Origin of the sequence: Bifidobacterium catulorum (genome assembly GCF_003129925.1) — a bacterium.
Taxonomy (GTDB): Bacteria; Actinomycetota; Actinomycetes; order Actinomycetales; family Bifidobacteriaceae; genus Galliscardovia; species Galliscardovia catulorum.
The window spans coordinates 66951-87623 of sequence record NZ_QFFN01000008.1 but is presented as its reverse complement, the minus strand read 5'-3'; the positions used below and the strand labels follow the sequence as shown (position 1 = coordinate 87623).

The window sequence follows — 20673 nt, the reverse complement described above, 5'->3', positions numbered from 1 at the left end:
ATCAAGACCACCATCAAGATCGGCTACGGCTACCGCAACCTCGACAACCTCATCAGCCTCGTCATGCTCAAATGCGGCGGACTCGACCTACAACTCCCCGGACGCCAATAACCAGCAGGCCGGACCAGTGATCCACACCCACACAAACACCCGAAGAGCCATAAATTCATACGGAGAAATATCGAAGATGTGTCCAGCAATGGCAATATACTGGCACTACAACGTCAAAAGGAGATTCTGCATACTCAACGGTTATAGCTTGTAGATGCGGTTTTTCTACTGATGGGGCGGCACTGATTCCAGTGGACGCCCCATCAGTTTATTTGCAGGAGGAAGTTCCTTTGCCGAATGAGTATGGCAATGCGTTGAACGAGCAGATTCAAAATCTGAAGGCGGACGGCGTTCAATTCCAAATCTTTAATGAAACACAGGCTAAAGAATATCTAGACCATCGCATCAATCTATTTAAAATCAAGCGCTTTCGCATCAATTTTCGGTGGGAAGAAGGAGAATACCAGGGAGTGGATTTTGCGCACTTGGCCGATCTAGCGTCTGTCGACTACCAACTGCGCCTTTTTTGCGGCTACATTGCCGGCCGCGTTGAACATGACCTCAAACTGAGATTCAATCATTTACTTATGCTGGATGCTCAGCATGATGGCTATGCCGTGGCAAACTTAATCGATCCCAGGCAAGAATATGTGTTCGAAGGCGAAGCGGATTTTCGCGACCGATCTAAGAAATTTTCCCATTCGCCTTATACGGAGGACTATATCCGGTCTTATCTTTCCGAACCGGAAATCTGGAATCTTTGGGAGATTTTCGACCTCTCAGCCTTGTTCAATGCTTACAAAGACTACCTAGCAACCCTACAGAAAAAAGACCATCTCACTAAGCTATTCGGTAGCGTAAGACGCTTGCGCAACGCAGCTGCGCATAACACTTGTCTCTTAATCGGAGTCCCCAGAAGAAACGCACCTCGCACCGAATATATTGATTCATGCCTTAAAGCACTTTTTAACAACTCTATTCCGACGCCAACAGGTAGTGTCATCAAAAAATCGCAACTCGCCTATGATTTCGCATCGCTACTCTGCGCTTTTCTTATCGCAACACAGAGCGAAGAAGCCAGAAAACACGCAGCGGATGCTGCGCTTCAGCTAAGCTCCCGGATACGGAGGAATATACGGCTGTATATTCCTGGGACCGATTGCCGTGAACTGACCGCACTATTGGCTACACTAATTAATCTTTGCGATGGATTCGCCGAATACAGCATGAATAATCATAAACAATCCGGCCCCTTGTTCTATGTTCCGTGGAAGTAGACCTTGGGCGGGCGCACCGTTCTGCTTTAAACTGATTCGCCCCGCCGCATCGCACCGGGCAGGGTGATGTCGAAACGGACGGACAGCACGCGCAGCACGACGACCAGCACGACAACGGCCACATCCAGCGCCATTTCGACATCCAAACCCCATGCCCGATGCGAAACGGTACGATAAACGAACACCGTCAGTACACATCCCACGAATGAGGGGACGGCATACCAATGCCGGTCTCGAATGACCGCGGGTACTTCGCTGAGGATCATGTCTCGAATCAGACCACCGGCGAGCGCGGTGAACATGCCAAGAAACACCGACACCATGCCGGACATGCCGTAGGCCAACGATTTCGCCGTACCGTTGACCGCGAACAGCCCCAACCCCATGGCGTCGGTGATGATCATGGACCAGCGCAGATGTTCTATCTCCGGATGAGCGACCGCGACGACGACGCCGGACATCAACGTCGTAAGCACCAGACCCTTGTCGGCGATACCTACCGGCGGAAGCGCACCGAGAAGAACATCTCGGATGATACCCCCGCCAAGGGAGGTCATCCATGCGGCTACAAGAATCGCGAACAGGTCGTATTGTTTTTTGACCGCGGACAGGCCGCCCGATAATCCGCAGCAGAATATGGCGAGGTATTCGATGCCCATGAACACGGCGCTGCCTCCCAACGCGACGATTCCACGAGACGGTCCGACCATGCAAAACGGCCCCTTGCCTTGCGGGAAGGGGCCGAATCGACCGGTTAGCACGGTCGGATTGGTCAATAAATCAGTCAGTCAGATCAGTCGCGCTTGAAGAGGTCTCGGGTGTAGACCTTGCCTTCCACGTCGGAAAGCTCGGCGTTCCAACGGTTGGCGACGATCACATCGGCTCGCTGCTTGAAGGACGCGAGGTCATGGGTGACTTCGCTGCCGAAGAAGTCGGGGGCGTCAAGCGTGGGCTCGTAGACGACGACCTCGATGCCACGGGACTTGATGCGCTTCATCACGCCCTGGATGGCGGACTGGCGGAAGTTGTCGGAACCGGACTTCATGGTCAGGCGGTAGACGCCGACGACCGGCTTCTTGATGCCCTTGACGAGTTCCTCGATCTCGGTGGCGACGAAGTCCTTGCGCGTGCGGTTCGCCTCCACGATGGCGCCGATGAGGTTCTGCGGCACGTCGGAATAGTTGGCGAGCAGCTGCTTCGTGTCCTTCGGCAGGCAGTAGCCGCCGTAGCCGAAGCTCGGGTTGTTGTAATCGTTGCGGATGCGCGGGTCGAGGCAGACGCCGTCGATGATCTCGCGGGTGGAGAGGCCGCGGCTTTCGGCATAGGTGTCGAGCTCGTTGAAGTAGGCGACGCGCAGCGCCAGATACGTGTTGGCGAACAGCTTGATGGCCTCGGCCTCCGTGGTGCCGACCACCAGCTCCGGAATGCCCTTGGAGCCGTCGGGGTTCGTGCGCCCGGCCTCACCCTCGGCGGCACCCTGGGCAAGCAGACCCACGAACGTCTTCGCGGCGGCGACGGCCTCCGGATCGTCCTGCGGGGCGCCCGCGACGATGCGCGACGGGTGCAGGTTGTCGTAGAGGGCATGACCCTCACGCAGGAACTCCGGGGAGAAGAGGATGCGCCTGTCGCCGAGCTTCTCGCGCAGCTGCTGCGTGTAGCCGACCGGAATCGTGGACTTGATGACGATCCACGCCGTCGGATCGACCTCGCGGATCGCGGCGATCGCGGCCTCCACGCTCGACGTGTCGAAATAGTTCTTGTGGGGATCGTAGTTCGTCGGCGTGGCCACCACGGCGAACTCGGCACCGGAGTACGCCTGCTTGGCGTCGAGCGTGGCGGTGAAGTTCAGCGGCCGCTCCCCCGAGGTGTTGCCGTCCAGGAACTCCGTAATCTCCTTGTCTACGATCGGGCTCTTCCCGTTGTTGAGCAGCTCCACCTTCTCGGGAATGATATCGAGCGCGTGCACCTCATTGTGCTGCGACAGCAGCAACGCCACGGACAGGCCGACATAGCCGGTTCCGGCAACGGCGATCTTCATTGCAAATACCTTTCTTGACACACTTCGGCCCCACCTCGGCGAAGCCCCACGGTTGCCATGATAGTAGCGTCGGAGCCCGGGAACGAGCAATGAGGGGGAACTTCACGTGCGCGGTCACAGTGTGGTCGGCGGACGGCCGGAATATGACCGGGATATGGCCGGTGTAGGTCCGGCGTAGGTCCGCAGCGGACGGTCGTCCGAAGGCCCCCGTACGCATATAGGCTCCTCTGCGGGCGATTCGCAGCCCAGCGCGATTCGCAGCCCAGGGCGATTCGTCCGTTCCAGCAATCCACCGCCCGGGGCAATCCGTTACTGAAGAGAAAACGACTCTGAGAGCAATCCGCCACAATCATCCCCGATGTTGATTGACTTCGGGGGCTCCGACGATAGAATCAAGACAGGCGAAGGAAATCACAGACACGTCATAGAGGCCGTTCCTACACTCCCCATCGCACGGTTCCGCGGCGGCGACCGCCCGACATCGGATAGACATGACGCGCAACGATGCGCGATCAGGAAACCGATGACCGCAGAACACGCGCGCAATCCGGCGTGAAATGGAGCGAACGACATGACGCCGGCAAACCCAACGACCACGACGGAAGGAAACCAGCCAAGAACATCACCCGCGCCTGACGATCCAAAGGAGGAAATCATGTCCCATCCGACCAACCCATCCCATCCGGCGCCGCAGCCGAACGAGACGACCGGCTCGGTAATCTCACTGAGCGAAATCTTCGTGACCATCAACATGGGGGTGAACGCCATGCCTCATCCGGGCGGCTACGTGCTCGCCGACCGGAACGACATCGGCGTCGGCGGAGGGTTCGCGATGCTCAAGGCCGCAAGCCGCATGGGCGCGGCGGCCGAACATGCGGGCATCGTAGGCAACGGTGTGTGGGGGTCGATCATCCGCGAGGCGATGACGACCGAAGGCATAACACACACGGGACTGGACCGACTGGACGAGGATTCTGGATTCCGCGTGATGCTCAGCGACGGCGGCCGACGCAAGACCATGATCGCCACGTTCGGGGCGGAGGCGCACGGCAATCCCGACGCGTTCGATATGATACGGCCGGAATCGCACGACGTGGTGCACATCAGCGGCAATACGTTGACGAACCGTACGGCGAGCGCGGTGTATGCGTTCCTGCGCCGCGAGGACGAGCATTGGCATGATTACCCGAACGAGGCGTTGGGTCTCGGTCTCATGGGTGATGGTGTCGGCGACTCCGGTATCGGCGGTGGTTCAGACGGCGGCACCGGCACCGGCACTGACACTGACACCGACACCGACACTGGCGCTACAGGACGTCGGCGTTATCAGATGGTGTTCAATCCCACGGGTGCTCTGATGCAGCATGTGAACGAGTCGCTGTTGGAGACGCTGGTGCTCGACAGGCCCATATGGTCGTGCAACAAGCAGGAGGCGCGCATCATCGCCCACCGGCTGGGCGCGCCGATCACCGAACCCGAGCCGATCACCGTGAACGGCAACACGGACGCGGCGATGCCGGAACTGTGCGCGATGGTGGGCGAGATACTCAAGGCGCCGCTGGTCGTGCGTACGGGGGCGGCAGGCGCATGGGTCTGGGAGCCCGAGCGCGCGGAGAGCGGACCCGTGCATGTGCCGGGACATGCCGTGAAGGCGGTGCATATGCAGTCGGCCGGCAGTTGCCACACCGGTGCGCTGTGCGCCATGCTGGCTCGTGGAGTCCCGCTGGTGGATGCGGTGCGCGTGGCCAATGCGGCGTCGGCGCTGGCCGTAGAACGCGCCGGCGGGAACCTCGGAGGCGAACCGGAATGCCCAAGCTACGAGGAGGCGCTGTCGCTGGCAAACCGGGAACTGCGGTAGAGGGCTGCGGTCGGCAAGAGGACCGCGGCGAGCATACGACTTCAGCGATCATACGGTAGGCATGGTAGGCATACGGCAGGCACATGACGACTATGGCGGGTTGATGCCGTTCGCGGTTCGCGCATTGCCGGGCGGTACGGCGCGAACCGCCATCCGGCCACGCAGACAACTACATACCCGAATACGCGCCCGAATACGACACGCCGAAAACCATCGTGTTGGCATTTTTAACGCCGCATGCTATCCTATTCGAGTTGCCTGAATTCATCGATTACGATGGATTTTGTGCAGTGGAGGATTCGCCTAGTGGTCTATGGCGCACGCTTGGAAAGCGTGTTGGGTGCAAGCCCTCACGAGTTCGAATCTCGTATCCTCCGCCATCGCCCTTTTCCCACCCAAAGGAAAAGGGCTTTTTCATTGTCCGAAAGCGCGAATACCGATCCCGTCCGGCGCAATGACGGAGGCCTGACACCAGTTACAGGAGATAGCCGCCGGTGGACAGGTAGGCCGTCGCGTCAGCGGCCAGCAGGATGGCAATACCAATCATCACGCCGTGCAGCACGCGGTTGAACATCGTCAGGTTCCGCTCCTTCCACTCGTCCAGTCTGGCGGCGAGCGCGTCGAGGCGATTGCATTGGATGGCGGCGTACACGACCATCGCCAAGCATTGACTGACCACGAACCATAGGGCCAGCAGCAGCGCGGCCGTGACGACGCTGCGCGATTCTCCGCCGATAAGCATCACCGCGTAGAACGTGGGGTCGGTAAACGAGGTGACCGCGAACACGAAACCCACGGCGACATGCCCCAACACGCCTCTGCGGACAGCCTCCCGCGGTTGTTTCTTCTCGCGCTTGGGGCCGGCGAAGACCCTCTTCGCCACCCATATCAGGATGACGATGGATACGGCGAATTCCGCGATCGCCCAGAACCGGCTGTCGTCATCAGGCAGGATGCTTTGCAGAGCGTCAGCCGCCGCAGCTCCCATCGACGCCGCAAACACCGTGCCGACAAGGATCGTGGAGACCGCGAAGGACAGGAAGAACAACGTGATGCGAGACTTACCCTCCCCGCGCAGTCTCATCGACATCATGTACACGGCGGTAATGGGATCGACGCCGAGCACTCCCAGCCCGATCGTGTTCAGCATCCGGTGAATCAACGCGCTTCCTCCAACTTCTTGATCTTGCGGCGGAAGGAATCAAGATAGTGATTCACCAGTCGCAGTATCGCTTGTCGGTCCTCGATCGGCATCTCGTCGAACACTTCGCTCTCGGCGCGTTCGACCGGCAGCACCTGCTCGCGCATCACGCGCTCGCCCCGCGCGGTCAGATGCATACGCATCTCCCGGCCCCCACCTTGGCGCAGTTCGATCAGACCGTCCTGCACCATCCTTCTGACGGACGAGTTCACCGTCTGCTTGTTCAGGCACGCATACCGGCACACGGCGATCTGGGTGCATCCCTCCCCCAGAACCAGCATCGCCTGCAGGATGCCGTATGCGCTGTCGGACAACCCGCGAGCGACGGCTATCTCATGGTAAAGCCCGTCGATCTGCCGGTTCAGCCGATCGAACTCCCGCAAGGTCTCGTTCTGCCTGAATTCCACGATCACGCCTTCCACTCATATTTCGAGTATGAAATCATACTCACAGAATAGTATGATTTCATACTCGCGTCAACATCCCACCACAATCCGCACCAACAGCGCAGGAGCCCCGTTCCGGCGCGGCCATGACGACATCCTGTCCAACCGTCATTGCAAATCACGACGTCTTCCGGTAATCTGTGGCACACACAGGTCCGCAGCAATGTGAGACTTCCAAGAGCCGGGGGAGCCCCCGGCATTTTTTATTTTTCAAGGGGTTGTCAGCTGTTATGGTTTTTACTTGCTTTGCTCTGTTTCACCGTGACATGATTTGTTCATGCGCGCGAAGGAGTGGGAGGCCCGTGAGGGTAACGAGCAGACGATGTGGAAGTGGTGTCGTGAGAACCGCATGCCCGTTCCGTTCGAGCGTTCGGGCAGCGTGTGGCTCATCCATGACCCGAAATACGAGAAGACCGACATCTCCGCTGGCTCTCGCGTCGTCTGCTATGCGCGGGTGTCATCGTCCGACCGGAAGGCCGATCTGCAACGACAGGCGGATCGGTTGAAGTCGTTCGCGATCGGCATGGGCGCGACCGACATCCAGGTGGTCATGGAGACCGGTTCGGGCATGAACGACAAACGGCGCAGACTCAACCGCATTCTCGCCGATCCGACCGTGGGTACGATCGTCGTGGAGCATCGGGACCGGTTGGCGCGCATGAACGCGGGACTCGTTGAATCCGCGCTGAAGGCACAGGGGCGTCGGCTCGTTGTCGTGGACGACTCGGGGCTGGATGATGATCTGGTGCGTGACATGACCGAGGTGCTGACCTCGTTCTGCGCACGCCTATACGGTCGGCGCGCTGCGAAGAACAAGGCCCGGGCCGCGTTGAAGGCGGCGCAGGATGCTTGAGGCGGTCAAGGTGGCGCTTGACCCGACGCCCGCGCAGGAACGTCTGCTGTTGTCGCACGCGGGGGCGGCCCGTTTCGCGTACAACGCGGGATTGGCGCACGTCAAGGAAATGCTGGAGGCCAGGGAGAAGCCGGAGTGGTCGCTGTACGCGCTGCGCCGCTGGTGGAACGTGAACAAGGACATGCTGGCCGTGGACTCGGACGGGACTCCGTGGTGGCGGGAGAACAGCAAGGAGGCGTACAACAGCGGGCTGGAGGCGTTGGCGGCTGCATTGTCGAACTGGTCGAAAAGCCGCGGGGGGCAACGCAGGGGCCGCAGAATGGGTTTCCCGAAGTTCAAATCGAAGGACAGGACGACGCCGAGATTCGCGTACACGACCGGGAGTTTCGGGCTGATCGACCGTGACTCGAAGGCGTTGAGACTGCCACGCATCGGCCGCGTGCACTGCATGGAGAACATCGCCGAACGCGTCGGCGGTGCGAGGGTGCTGCGTATGACCGTGAGCCGCCGTGCGGGACGCTGGTACGCGGCGTTGACCGTCGAACGCGAAGACAGGACGCCGACACGTCCGCCAAAAGGCGGCGCGGTGGGCGTCGATCTGGGCGTGAAATCCTTGGCGACGCTCTCGGACGGCACCACGATCGCCAACCCGCACACGCTCAAGGCCAATGAACGCCGTCTTAAGCGGGCGCAACGCTCGCTGAGCCGCAGACAACCCGGCTCGCATCGGCGCGCCCGCGCGCGGGAACGAGTCGTCCGACTGCACGCGCGTGTCGCCAATCAGCGCCGCGACACGTTGAACAAACTGACCACATGGCTCGCCGACACGTACTCGAACATCAGCATCGAGGATCTGAACGTGGCGGGCATGGTCAGAAACCATCGGCTCGCCAAAGCCATCGAGGACGCGTCGTTCGCGGAACTGCGCCGCCAGCTCGAATACAAGACCATGCGCACCGGCGCGCGTCTGCATGTGATCGACCGTTGGCATCCAAGCTCGAAACTGTGCTCGAACTGCGGGAGCGTGAAAACCAAACTCTCCTTGGGCGAGCGCACCTACCATTGCGGGACCTGCGGTCTCGTGATCGACCGCGACCTGAACGCGGCCATCAACATCCAAGTCGCCGGGAGTGCCCCGGAGACCCTAAACGCGCATGGAGGGGACGGAAGACGGAACGACGCATCACGTCGTGCAACGCAGACCCCGGTGAAGTGCGAACCAAGCAGCCACGCAAGCGGCGTGAGACTTGGAGCGGACGATCGCAAGACCGTCCTGCAAACCAAAACAAACTAGTTTGCAACGGCATCATGGCGGACGTCTCGATCTTCGCCGACGAGAGCGGCAAACAGGGATTCCAGCCCAAGTACTACGCGCTGACGCTGGTGTTCCACGATCAATCCGATCCCGTCATCCCCGTGTTCGCCGCATACGAGCAACTGCTCCGCAATGCCGGCCTGTCGGATATCCCCATGCATGCTTCCCCGTTGTTGAACGGGCATGACGACTATCAGCGGCTCGGCATCAGCCAGCGCAAACGACTGCCCGTCTACTTCATGTCCACGCTGCGCAAGCTGCCTGCCCAGTATGTGACATTGATCTACCGGAAAGCGGATTACGCAACCTTGGAACAGCTGGGAACGCGCATCAAACGCGATATCGTCAACACCGTGTTCGACCATCTGACGCTCTTTCAGAGCTTCGACGCCATCAAGGTGTACTACGACGGCGGCCAGAGCCTCGTCACGCAGGCCATTCACGGCGCGGTGGAGTACGCACTCTCGAAGCAGGCCATCGTCTACCGCAAAGGCTCACCGACCGACTACCGACTCGCACAAGTGGCGGATTTCATCTGCACTATCGAACTGACTGCGCTCAAGTACGAGAACCACGAACAGACCGCTACCGGTGAACGCTTCTTCGGGCCACTGGGAAATTTCAGAAAGAATTACCTCAAGAAGGTCCGAAAGCATCAGCTGTCATTTCAGTAGAGCTCACTCAGTAGATTTCACCCAAACCGGCATTCACGCCGCATCGAGCATCTTCACCGACGCCGTCGAACCGCGGCAATCAGCGTATGGTCACATGTTCGCGACCGATACACCAAACGTGATCGGCAGGATCTTGGCCAGAAACGCGAGCAACTTGTTGAACGGATGCGGCAGGTAGATGGCCTTGTTCCGCTTGACTGCACGGATTGAACCGACCGCCACGTCACGCGGATCTAGTACCGGCAGCAGCGTCCGTTTCCCCGGCCCCGCGTCCGAGACCGCACCGGCGGACGACTTCGAACCACGCGACAGCATCGGCGTATCCATCAGTCCTGGCTGTACCACAGTGACATGAATGCCGCGCGGCTCGAGTTCCTGCCGCAGCACGACAGACAAGGTGCGCACATAGGACTTGCTGGCACTGTATGCCGCCAGATTGCCCACCGGTGAGACGCCGAGAATGGAGCCGGTCTCCAAGATCATGGACCCGCGTTGCATGTACGGCAGGCATAGGCGCGTGACCATCGTGGCCGCCATGACGTTGAGCTGCACCAACTGCAGTAGGCGCTGCGGATTCTCATCAGCGAACGGCCGGCTCGCACCGATGCCCGCGTTGCTGACAAGCATACGGATAAACGGCTTGGTGGCGTCAAGCCTATCACGCAGTTCGTCAAAGCTGCGCAAATCGGTCAGATCGAGCGGAACCGGCACGATGCGAACGCTCTGATATTCAGAGGCGATTCGTTCGAGTTTGCCTTTGCTGCGAGCGATTACCCAGATCTCCCGGATTTCCGGGCACTCACGGATGATCGCATCAATATACGCCCGGCCAAGGCCGGAACTTGCGCCGGTGATAATGGCGATAGGCATTGCCGATCTCCTCCCTTTCATTCGCGTTCGTCAATTGCCCGACGATCAGAACCGAACCACGACCTTGCCCGACGCACGCCCTCCCATGCCGGCGACAAGCTTGAGCGCCGCTTGAATGTCGTCAAGACGGAACATGTGCGGGTCGATGGAGGGGCGCACATCACGCTCCTTCACGATGTCGGTGACACGACGCAGCTGTTCGCCATCCGCCCGCACGAAGATGAATTCGTACCGCTTGCCCTGCGCCTGCGCCTTCTTGTCGAGCTTCGATCCGGCGAGAGAGAACAGCGTGCGCTTGAGGAACGGCATCCGCATGCGTTCGGCGAACGCCTTGTTGGGCACGCCACGCAAGCTGAGCAACGTACCACCGGGTTTCAGCACAGACAGCTCACGGTCGAACTCGGCCGGTCCGAGTGTATCGATCACGTAGTCGACGCCGATGCCGGCCTGCCAGTAATTCTCCGCACGGTAGTCGAGATACCTGTCGGCGCCGAGGGCGAGAATCTCGTCGCGCGAGCGCTCGTTACCGGTGACGACGACGTCCAACCCCAGCGATTTGGCGATCGGCACCGCCATGCGTCCGAAGCTGCCCGAGCCTCCGGGAATGAGGACGCCCTGCCCCGGCTTGGCGTCCAGGACCTCCGTGAACGCCTGCCACGCGGTCAGGCCGGTGAGCGGGATGGTCGCGGCCTCGTCGAAATCATAGCCCTCGGGCATCGGTGCCACAGCGTCGGCGGGCAATGCGACGAATTCAGCGAGCGCGCCAGGGTGGTCGATCGGCGTGCGGGCATACACGCGATCACCCGGCTGGAATCCGCGCACCGCATCGCCCACGCGTTCCACGACGCCGGCGACCTCGTTGCCGAGCGTGACCGGCATCGGATAATCCTGGATTAGCTTGACTCCGCCGGTGACGACCAGCAATTCCAGCGGATTGACGGCCGCCGCCTTGACGCGGATCAGTATGTCGCGGTCGCCGATGGACGGTTCGGGGATCTCGTTGACCTCAACCCCCGCAATGGCCTTGGCGACGTCCTTCTCGTAACGGTTGATCTGCGCTGCTCGCATGGTGGCGCGTCCTTTCTTCGATTCCGCAGGTGTTGGATTTCCGACGACCCAGTAATGTAATATTTAGAATTACATTAAACCATATCGTGACGCCGGGATATCGTCAACACAGCAGCGTCGCAGCGCGTGAACATATGGGACGACGGCACGAAGGACGGGAGGACGCATGCATATCAGCATGAAATGCTCAGTGGCGGTGCACTGCCTCATCTTCATGAACGAGGCCGGCAGCAACGACCGCGTCACCAGCACGCTGCTGGCCGAAAGCACTGGCTGCAACCCGGCAAGCATTCGAGCGCTCTTCACCGCGCTCAAAAAGGCCGGCATCATCGATGTCCAACGAGGCAACGTCGGTGCACACCTGATCCAAGACCCCAAGGATGTGACGTTGCTCGACATCCAGAACGCCGTCGAACCCGATGGACTGGCCACGATGATCGGCGTCCACCAATACAAGGGACAGTCATGCCCCGTGGCGCGGAATATCCACGCCACGCTCGCCCCCTCCTACGAGAAGATCGAACACGCCACAGCCGAGGCCATGCGCTCCATCACGCTGGCGGACATCATCGACGACTACCACGTCCAACTCAACGACAAACCCACGCAGCGCCAATGACACCGCGGGCACAGGGCATCCACAAGTGGACTCCAACGAATTCATCCCGACCATTCTCACGCGACACGCCGAGAAGAGCGGTAATTTGAGCGGTAAGGACGTTGGGCGGTACGACGATTTTCGCCGGAATACCGCCAGTTCTGCGGCTTGAAGTTGTGAATCTCGTATCCTTCGTCAACAGGGTTTTCGGAGAAATCCGGAAGCCCTTTTTCATGACGAACGCGGCGGAGCATCACGATTACATGTGTGGCTGCGGCCTCTTACCGCGAAGGTCTGGGTGAGGAACCGCCGCCCGCATTGGGAACCGAGTCACATCCGAATAATGCACTGACGGTCAGACGCCCACAATGCACTGACGGGCAGGCGCCAACGCCATCGCATCGCGACCCACCGCTACTCCCCCGGTTTGAGCGCGGACGCCACCAGACCACCGACCACCGCGATCATGGCCTCACGCTCCTCCGAATCCACGTTGCGCGCCGCCTGGATCATCGATGGTACGCGGACGCGACGGCACGGAGACGCGGCATCATCCCCCCGAACCATCATGTGCGCCCGATGTCATGACCGTCGGAATCGCCGCGCCGTGCGATCCGACTTCGTTTGCGACACAGTCGCCCATCGTACGGCGTGCCGGACGACATCGACGTGCTATCGTTATGTTTCGTGCGATGAATTTCGTCATGAACATCCGTTCATTATGTTGATCCGATTCCGCAGGAGAAGTGTATCTTTTTACATTTTCCTTGGAATCCGAACGAAACAACAACGACAATGAACGAATGGAGTATCGCATTCATGCCGATGAATGATATCCGACAAATCGATATCAATCTCTCCTCCCTTTCCGAACTTCTGCGGGGTAGCTCCCGTACCGCCAATGTGACCGATACCGGCATGGGCCTCGTCATCACCGACGAACGCACCGAATATCTGAAAACCTACGTCGGTCCGAGCGGCATCGTCCGCTCCCGCTGGGAGTATCCCGAACCCGGCCGGAACGGCCGCATCCGCGGACTAAGCGACCACGACACCGCGACCGTGGCCACGTTCGTGGACCGCTGCGTCGAACTGCCGGCGTTCGCATTGCCCGGCGACGCCACCCATCAGGCCATGTGGCTGCGGTTGCATCTCAACCGTCAGGCGAACCGGTTCGCACCGCATCAGGTGCACACCGCGCTGCGGCTGCCGCAGCTCGCCGCCTCCACGGATGCGCGATACGACGTATTGCGCGCCTACCGCCGTCTGATGCAGAACATCATCGACGACGGCGACACCGATGCCGTATTCGGCGGCAGAATCGGCCGCGATCTGCAACTGCTCGTGGACGCCATCGCCTCACCCGCCGGCTTGGCGCTCATCGCCGCGCTCATCATCGACGAGGCGGAACGGACGAGGCCCGACGCCGGCAAGACCGAACGGGACCGTCGACTGCGGTACGTTGTGGAAGACCTCGACTACAGCGGCATCAACGACGCCGGGCAACTCGCCGAACTGATCAAAACCGCCGTGGAACTGCTCTCCTCCACCCGCACGAAACCCGACCTCACACGGGTACGCGCCATGCGGAGCCTGCTGACCGGCATCATCAACCGTCTGCCGAATGCGGCGCTCGCCGATGCCGGATTCACGCGCGGCATGGCCGGCCATGTGCTCATCCTCATCAGCTGGTGGCTCGGCTCGGATCTGACCAGGCTGACCGATGCGGCGCTGAGGTTGGAGATGCGCACCGAGGGATGGCCGAACCGTTTGGGCGCCGATGCGGGTGCGGGTACTGGAAGGGGTGCGCGCACTGGCGAAAACACTGGTGCGGACATCATGGCCATCGGTCTGCATGCGGTCGGCGGTTCGACCATCTGCACGCGGGCGGTGCGCAACGGACGGCCCGGCTGGAAACGGTAGAACGGCCGTTCCGTCACAAACTGCCGACGCCTCTACTCGCCCAACGTCTCCTTGATGGCGCCGATGAAGGCGTCGAGGTCGTCGGGCTTGCGGGAGGTGATGAGACGCCAGCCATTGGCATCGTCCACATGCACCTGCTCGTCGACGTGGCTGCCACCCGCGTTCTCAAGGTCGGCGGCGATGTAACGGCAGCTGGTGAGCGTCTTGCCGGGCAGCAGGCCGGCGTTCACCAGCAGCCACGGACCATGGCAGATCGCGGCGATCGGCTTGCCCGCCTTGGCGAACGCCTGCGCAAGGGCGATCGCCGCCGGATTCACGCGCAGACGATCCACGTTCGTGGTGCCGCCGGGCACGACCAGCAGATCGTAGTCGTCGGCCGACACCGCATCATACGTGGCATCCGGCGTCACGGTTTCGCCTTCGAAACGGTCGTGCTGCACGGTCTCGACCGGGTCCGCGGTCAGCGCGGCGAGCGTGACCGCGGCACCGGCCTCGCGAAGCTCACGAAGCGGACGGGTCATCTCCGTCTCCTCGATACCCCAGTTCTGGGTGATGATCAGCACGTTCGCAGTGGAAATCGGCATGGTCGGCTCCTTTCGACTATTTGACCATGAATGAACCCGTTGCAATGAATAAATCTGGACTCCATTATCCCATCATCGACTTGACGTCGACCGGGCAGGAGAGTTTGTTCTTCATATCCTTGATGGAGGACAGCGGATCGTCGCTACCACCACTGGAAGTGGTCGGCGAGGACTTGGATGCCGACGACTTCGAGGCGGAATCGGACGACGTGGATGAAGACGAGGCGGACGAGGACGAGGAGGCGCTCGGCGCAGCGGAAGCCGACTGCGACGAATCCTGCTGCTGGCCGTTCGACGACGCCGTGCAGTTGTCTACGACCGCGCCGTTGGAACCGGTCTGGATGCCCTGTTCATTCAGTAACGGGGTATTGACGACGTTCAACGCGGATTTCGCGGTCTTAGGCACACGCACCGTATAGGCCACCGTCACCGAGCTTTCCGGTTCGACAGGAATCTTGACCGCGACGAAATGGCGTTTGTTCAATATCGTATTGGCGATGAAATCACCCTGATTATATGCGATGGACGTAATCTCACCGTTTGTGGGTGCCATGAAGAACATGCGATAGCTCATCGTTCCCGGGTCGGTCGATCCGGTCACGAACTTCGGCAGCTGACTCACCTGCTTCTTGGTGAGCGTGTTCTTCATGGTGAACTCGACCGTGTATTCATCGCCCAATTGGCTTTCGTCCACATTGCCGGTGACGGTGGATCGAGGGGCAAAACTGACTTTGTCGGAGATGCGGTCCTGCATCGCCGCGACGGTGTCGCCGCAGGATCGCGTGACTTTGACCTCGCTCTGCATATACCAATCGAGCTTACTCGCCTGGGTCTCGTTCAGATAGACGCCGCTGACCGGCGTCGTCTCATCTCCCGGCAATTCGCCGGCGGCATTCTCATTGATTAGCCCCGTTTGGACCAAAGCGTCGAACTCGCTTTGCTGCTGCATCCAGATCTTCAGGTGCGACGACGACGTGGTCTCCTTCAGCGCCTTCAACAACGCGGAAAGATTCGAAGGCTTGGCGTTCTGGAGAATATGATTCATCACCAGCTTCGCGGCCTTGCTGGTGTATGCGTTCTGCTCGTTGAAATTCGGATGATCGACATAGAGGTCGCGCTCGAAGAACTTCACCGTATTCGTGCCATTCAGCACCGTGCCGTCCTCAAGCGTGACATTGCCGGTGGCACCGACCATGGCCTGCAGGAACACGGGATCGACCATGATCACGCCTGCGACCTCACGTTTTTTGTTCTTGGCATCCTGATACTGCCACAGGTTCTTGAACGTCACCGCGGCACGCTGGTAGTCGGGGTTCACCGTAGTGGTCTGCGGCCAGTTCCAGACCTGGACGCCGTAGAGCCGGGCCTCCTCCTCGCCCGCGGAATCGAATGCCCTGGTTGGGTTCTTGAAGCCGAGTGTGGTCTTGAAATCACCGATGTCGACGACGCCCTTGTTCGCCGTGACGACCGCGTAGTTGCCGACCATGCCGCCTGCCGAACGCAATTCGGCGGGGTTCTGCACGGTCAGCAGATACGTGCGCTCCCCGTTTTCACCGAGAAGCTCGGGGAAGAGGTTGACCAGTTCGTCATAGCTGTCGAGCATATGGTCGACGGCCTCAAGCCCGTCGGCCCCGGCACTGACGGCCGAAGCGACCTGATGGATCTTCGGCTGCTTCAACGACCTGAGCGTCGCGGTCTCACGCTGGATGTCGGTCCGCGCCTGATGCACGATCTTCGGCATATTCGACAACGAACTGAGGTCGACGGTCTTGTCCTTCATGGAGAATCCGGAAAGGTCCTTCGACAGGTTCACCATATCGGTGAACGGCCCCTCGACCAGATTGTTCACCGACTGCAGCATCGTGCGTGCGGCGGTGATGTCGTTGCCGTAGGCGGTATGGTCGCGCACCCACGTCCACTGCGGCTTGTTGAGCTCGTTGTTGAGCTTGCGGGAGGAATCCACCAGCTCATCTGCCGATTTGCTGATGCTGGTCTTGCTGCCGCATCCAAGCGCCGCGTTGGCCAGATTCTCACCGGCAGAAATAAAGCGGTTGGCCTCCCAATACATGCGGATGGCGGACACCCCGAAGATGGCGGTGAGCGCCACCACCAAACCCAACAGCACGAAGGCGACGCCCATGACGATGCGCTTGGGACGAATCACCTTGGTCAGCGTGGAATGCCCTTTTCTGCTGACGTGACGTGGGGTGTGACGCATAAACTAACCTCGCAGTGAAACCATGAACACCATCTATGGATGCCGACTACAACCGTTGATAATACCTTGTTACCCTTATTTGCCGCTAATGCATCGTCGTGGGAAGGCATTTTCACGAAATCCACGGTCGGGGGAACCGTGGATTTCGCGCGAGGGACGGATGTGCCGGCGACGGTGGGAGGAAGCCCTCAGGCGACGATTTTCCTACACAGCGACGCCCTCAGGCGACGTTTTTGTTACAGTGCGACGCCCTCAGGCGTCGTTTTTATTACACTGCGACGCCCTTAGGCGTCGACGAGCACCATATGATAATGCTCGGCCATCTCTCTGAGTCCCTTCGGCTCGCCATAGACGCCGATGAGGTCGCGCATCCTCTGCTCGTTGTCCTTGCCGAACTTGGCGCAACGCTTGAGCGCCTTCGCGGCAGTCACGAACCGTGGCGGCTCGGACTTGCTATTGAAGTTGTCGGCATACATCACGATCTCCTGCTCGGTGGTCCTCGGCACGTAGTCCGCGACCGGCAACGGCAGATGCTGACGCTCCACCATCTCCTTGGTGATGCCCACACCGGTGTGGTTGCGGCAGAACTGGGCGATCTCCTCGTCCACACCCTCGGCCTTGAGCAGATCATAGCCCGCCAGACCATGCAGGATGTAGCGTTCACGGTTGAACGACACGGGCTTCCCGTCGGACCCGTCGTCATCGATCACCGAATACGTACCGATATCGTGCAGCAGCGCACCGACCACGGCCTTGTCGGTATCAAGCAGACGGTCCGGCACCTTGGTCGTATATTGCAGGATCATGTCCTTGCCCAGCACGTCGGCCTGCACATACAGACGGTTCCGGAAGCGGCAGATCTCACGCACCATGTCCGCCACGATCATGCAGTGGCGGTAGACCAGCTCATACGCCTCCTGGGACGGCGCATATTTGCGGTGAAGCTCATCGATCTCATCGAAATTTGGAATCATATTGCCATATTACGGCGAAAACGTACCGTTATCCGGCCCCCGAAACCAGAAAAGCCTCACAACTCGCGAATGCTCCACGCCGCTCATGCGTTTTCCCAGTTTTCTCACAGGAGTAGCCTAGAAATCGGACAGAAAACACACACATACTGTGCCCATAGTGAAATCACGGGGTCCGACGCCGGCCGCACGGGAATGGTCGCGGCGGCGCCGGGCGGCCCGTCCACTGTCATGGAACTGGAGAAGTACGCATGTTCGTTCTGAAGAACGCCTGGAACGGGGTGACGCGCCACAAGGCGTGCACCACGCTGCTGGTCATCACCTCGGCGGTCGTGTCATTCGGACTGGTCGTCGGACTGTCGATCACGACAGCCGCCACTACCGCCACCACCACCGCATACGACAAGCTCGAACCGGCGGTGAACTTCCGGGCCAACCGCGCCGCTATCATCACGAAATACGGCGGGGACGCCAGCAAGGTGGATTGGACGAAATACCATATTTCCTGGACGCAATACTCCGATTACGTGCAGAAGTCGGGCGTCGGCATCGCGACGGCGTATTCCGCCGAAACCGCGAAGGTCAAGGCCGAAGGCGTCAAACCCACGAAGGACGGCGCGACCATAGCGCTGACAGGATTCTCCGACGCCACCGCAGCCAAGAACCCGGTCAACGGCGCGTTCACCATCGTGGACGGCAAGGACATCGCCTATGACGAGAACGGCGTGGGCAAGCTGCTCGTGCCCAAGGCGCTCGCCGAGAAGAACAACCTCAAGGTGGGCGGCACCATCAAGCTGACGAATCCGAAGGACGCCAAGCAGACGTTGTCGATGACCATCGCCGGCATCTACGAGAACAAGAACAAGGTCGACGCCGATGCGACCGGCATCGACCCGGACAATACGATCTATACGAGCGCGTACACGTCGAGCACGCTGGGCCTCGTCACCACGGGCGACAGCAGCACGGAGAACGATCTCGACGTGACGATGGTGCTGAATAGCGCCGGCGATTACGACGAGTTCCAGAAGGGCGTGCGCAAGGCCGGACTGAGCAAGGACTTCACGATCACGTCGTCGACGATCGACGAATACAATGCGAAAATCGAGCCGTTGAAGCAGCTGGCAGGCAAGACGCGCGTGGCGATTGCAGTGTTCGCCGTGGCGGGCGGAATCGTGGCGCTGCTGCTGGTGACCGCGGTCATCCGCCGGCGAATGGAGGACATCGGGTTCCTCACGACGATCGGCGTGACCCGCGGACGCATCGGATGGCAGTTCGCATTGGAGACGATGACGCCGATGCTGCTCGGATGGGTGGTCGGCACGGTCGCAGGGGCGTTCTCCAGCACGCCGGTCTCCAATGCGCTGGCCGCGAACGCGAATGCCGCGACCACCGGTGCGACGATCTGGACGATGGTCTGGTCCGGCCTGGCCGTGCTGTTGGCCACGATCATCGTCTGCGAGATACGCGCGGCGATCGCCAAGCCGCAGGACATTCTGGCATCCCGAATTCAGGAGGCGCGATGAACGACAGGAACGACGAGAACATGGCCGACAAGAACATGGACAACGGCAAGACCACGGACAACGGCGCAAACATGGCCGACAAGAACATGGCCGACAAGAACATGACTGCCGTCGATGATAACGGCGGCGAGGCCGACAACGACAACAAAAACGACGCCGAGAAGGCCTTCCCGAAGTTCGACATCGTCTTCGATGACGCGATCGAGACCGTGACGATCGGCGGGGACGTCGTCGACCGACCCGACGATGGGGCGGATAATGACGACGCTGACTCCGGCGACGACGGCGTCCAGACCGACGACGGCGACGATGACGGCAAGCAGGCCGACGACGATGGCCACCCCTCCGACGGCGTCAAGACCTCCGCCGATGGCCATACGGACGCCGACAGCCATACGGATGCCGAGGACAAGGCCGAAAACGGGACCAACGACGACGGCAACGCCAACGTCAACGTTTCCGAGGATGCGGATGTGAAACCCGTGGAGGCGGAACATGCCGCCGCACACATCGACCGTGAAATCGACACGGATGATGCGTTCAAGTTCCGCAGCTATCCGACGCTGGCGCTGAAACACGCCTCATATGCGCCGGACGGCAAAGGCGGCGACGTACTGCACGACGTCGATATGGAGTTCCACGCGCGGCGGTTCTATTCGGTGTGGGCGCAGTCGGAGGCCGAACGCGTGGCGGTCGTCGGACTGTTGTCCGGTCTGATGGCGCCGACCGCCGGAAAGGTGATGTTCAAGAGCCAGGAGCTGCGCGAACTGACACCGCTGGAATACCGCGGCCATTTCATGGGCCTGATTCCGCAGCGGTACGCGCTTCGCGAGGATCTGAGCGCCGTGCAGAACCTGGTGATGACGATGGACGCCTCGGGAAGGAACTTCCTCAAGGCCAAGCCGATCCTGGCCGCCGAACAGCTGGAGGCCGTCGGATTCCCCGATGAGAAGAACGATAGGCCGGTGCGCGACCTGCTTGAGGTGGAGCGTCGCAAGGCGGCGATCGCCCGGGCGCTGGTGTGCGAGGCCGGCGTGATCATCGCCGACGACCCCACCGGGCGCTTGGGCGAGGATGCGAGCCGGGAGATCATGACGCTGCTGCGGAATCTCACCCGCCGCGACGACCATTGCGTGATCCTCGTGACCGAGGACAAGGCCACCGCCGAGTCCGCCGACATCATGTATCGGATATGACGGTAT

General features: G+C 60.4%; 19 protein-coding genes and 1 tRNA gene. 11 read left to right on the top strand and 9 right to left on the bottom strand.

The features are described from left to right. Positions 1 to 341 precede the first annotated feature (341 nt). Entirely contained in the window at positions 342 to 1328 is a 987-nt protein-coding gene (locus DF200_RS04690; RefSeq protein ID WP_158275774.1) for an Abi family protein, read from the top strand. Between the two features lie 26 nt (positions 1329 to 1354). Here DF200_RS04690 and DF200_RS04685 read toward each other — a convergent pair whose 3' ends face one another. Continuing rightward, entirely contained in the window at positions 1355 to 2038 is a 684-nt protein-coding gene (locus DF200_RS04685; protein WP_109137122.1) for a trimeric intracellular cation channel family protein, read from the bottom strand. Between the two features lie 83 nt (positions 2039 to 2121). Next, the gene (locus tag DF200_RS04680; protein WP_109137121.1) at positions 2122 to 3366 is read right to left on the bottom strand and encodes a nucleotide sugar dehydrogenase; all 1245 of its coding nucleotides are present in this window, start codon (positions 3364 to 3366) and stop codon (positions 2122 to 2124) included. Between the two features lie 504 nt (positions 3367 to 3870). On the opposite strand from DF200_RS04680, the gene DF200_RS11220 reads away from it, so the two are divergent. From DF200_RS11220 to DF200_RS04670, 3 genes are all read left to right on the top strand, one after another. Beyond that, positions 3871 to 4002: a hypothetical protein gene (locus tag DF200_RS11220; RefSeq protein ID WP_277724978.1), complete on the top strand. Its 132-nt coding sequence runs from the start codon at positions 3871 to 3873 to the stop codon at positions 4000 to 4002. A gap of 19 nt (positions 4003 to 4021) precedes the next feature. Then, positions 4022 to 5224, top strand: a complete 1203-nt coding sequence (locus DF200_RS04675) for a PfkB family carbohydrate kinase (RefSeq protein ID WP_158275773.1) — start codon at positions 4022 to 4024, stop codon at positions 5222 to 5224. Positions 5225 to 5516: 292 nt separating this feature from the next. Then, positions 5517 to 5604: transfer RNA gene (locus DF200_RS04670), tRNA-Ser, on the top strand. A 95-nt stretch (positions 5605 to 5699) separates the two neighbouring features. Here the strand turns inward: DF200_RS04670 and DF200_RS04665 are convergent. After that, entirely contained in the window at positions 5700 to 6374 is a 675-nt protein-coding gene (locus DF200_RS04665; RefSeq protein WP_109137119.1) for a hypothetical protein, read from the bottom strand. Positions 6375 to 6382: 8 nt separating this feature from the next. Continuing rightward, a complete protein-coding gene (locus DF200_RS04660) occupies positions 6383 to 6832 on the bottom strand; it encodes a MarR family winged helix-turn-helix transcriptional regulator (RefSeq protein WP_109137129.1) in 450 nt (149 codons plus the stop codon). A gap of 316 nt (positions 6833 to 7148) precedes the next feature. On the opposite strand from DF200_RS04660, the gene DF200_RS04655 reads away from it, so the two are divergent. Genes DF200_RS04655 through DF200_RS04645 form a run of 3 tightly spaced genes read left to right on the top strand, consistent with a single transcriptional unit; the run spans position 7149 to position 9713 of the window. Beyond that, complete coding sequence (locus DF200_RS04655; protein WP_109137118.1) at positions 7149 to 7724, top strand: IS607 family transposase; 576 nt, start codon at positions 7149 to 7151, stop codon at positions 7722 to 7724. Further along, complete coding sequence (tnpB, locus tag DF200_RS04650) at positions 7717 to 9018, top strand: IS607 family element RNA-guided endonuclease TnpB (RefSeq protein ID WP_109137117.1); 1302 nt, start codon at positions 7717 to 7719, stop codon at positions 9016 to 9018. Before DF200_RS04655 ends, tnpB begins: the two co-directional genes overlap by 8 nt. A gap of 14 nt (positions 9019 to 9032) precedes the next feature. Continuing rightward, positions 9033 to 9713: a DUF3800 domain-containing protein gene (locus DF200_RS04645; protein WP_109137116.1), complete on the top strand. Its 681-nt coding sequence runs from the start codon at positions 9033 to 9035 to the stop codon at positions 9711 to 9713. Positions 9714 to 9803: 90 nt separating this feature from the next. Here DF200_RS04645 and DF200_RS04640 read toward each other — a convergent pair whose 3' ends face one another. Further along, on the bottom strand, positions 9804 to 10583 hold the full coding sequence (locus DF200_RS04640) for an SDR family NAD(P)-dependent oxidoreductase (protein WP_158275772.1): 780 nt from the start codon (positions 10581 to 10583) through the stop codon (positions 9804 to 9806). Between the two features lie 45 nt (positions 10584 to 10628). Continuing rightward, a complete protein-coding gene (locus tag DF200_RS04635; RefSeq protein WP_109137114.1) occupies positions 10629 to 11651 on the bottom strand; it encodes an NADP-dependent oxidoreductase in 1023 nt (340 codons plus the stop codon). Positions 11652 to 11817: 166 nt separating this feature from the next. On the opposite strand from DF200_RS04635, the gene DF200_RS04630 reads away from it, so the two are divergent. Continuing rightward, positions 11818 to 12270 carry an RrF2 family transcriptional regulator gene (locus DF200_RS04630; protein WP_109137113.1) on the top strand — a complete coding sequence of 151 codons (453 nt, stop codon included), beginning with the start codon at positions 11818 to 11820 and terminating at the stop codon, positions 12268 to 12270. Positions 12271 to 13068: 798 nt separating this feature from the next. Next, positions 13069 to 14172 carry a hypothetical protein gene (locus DF200_RS04625; RefSeq protein ID WP_146192016.1) on the top strand — a complete coding sequence of 368 codons (1104 nt, stop codon included), beginning with the start codon at positions 13069 to 13071 and terminating at the stop codon, positions 14170 to 14172. A gap of 32 nt (positions 14173 to 14204) precedes the next feature. Here the strand turns inward: DF200_RS04625 and DF200_RS04620 are convergent, their stop codons facing one another. The 3 genes from DF200_RS04620 to DF200_RS04610 form a co-directional block, all read right to left on the bottom strand. Beyond that, a complete protein-coding gene (locus DF200_RS04620; RefSeq protein WP_109137111.1) occupies positions 14205 to 14756 on the bottom strand; it encodes a DJ-1/PfpI/YhbO family deglycase/protease in 552 nt (183 codons plus the stop codon). A gap of 64 nt (positions 14757 to 14820) precedes the next feature. Continuing rightward, on the bottom strand, positions 14821 to 16974 hold the full coding sequence (locus DF200_RS04615; RefSeq protein WP_109137110.1) for a DUF4012 domain-containing protein: 2154 nt from the start codon (positions 16972 to 16974) through the stop codon (positions 14821 to 14823). Between the two features lie 284 nt (positions 16975 to 17258). Further along, positions 17259 to 17948: an HD domain-containing protein gene (locus DF200_RS04610; protein ID WP_109137109.1), complete on the bottom strand. Its 690-nt coding sequence runs from the start codon at positions 17946 to 17948 to the stop codon at positions 17259 to 17261. Positions 17949 to 18196: 248 nt separating this feature from the next. Here DF200_RS04610 and DF200_RS04605 point away from each other — a divergent pair, with 248 nt between their 5' ends. Together DF200_RS04605 and DF200_RS04600 are read left to right on the top strand one after the other, a co-directional pair. Then, a complete protein-coding gene (locus tag DF200_RS04605) occupies positions 18197 to 19471 on the top strand; it encodes an ABC transporter permease (RefSeq protein ID WP_109137108.1) in 1275 nt (424 codons plus the stop codon). Beyond that, on the top strand, positions 19468 to 20667 hold the full coding sequence (locus DF200_RS04600) for an ATP-binding cassette domain-containing protein (RefSeq protein WP_109137107.1): 1200 nt from the start codon (positions 19468 to 19470) through the stop codon (positions 20665 to 20667). Before DF200_RS04605 ends, DF200_RS04600 begins: the two co-directional genes overlap by 4 nt. Positions 20668 to 20673 lie beyond the last annotated feature (6 nt).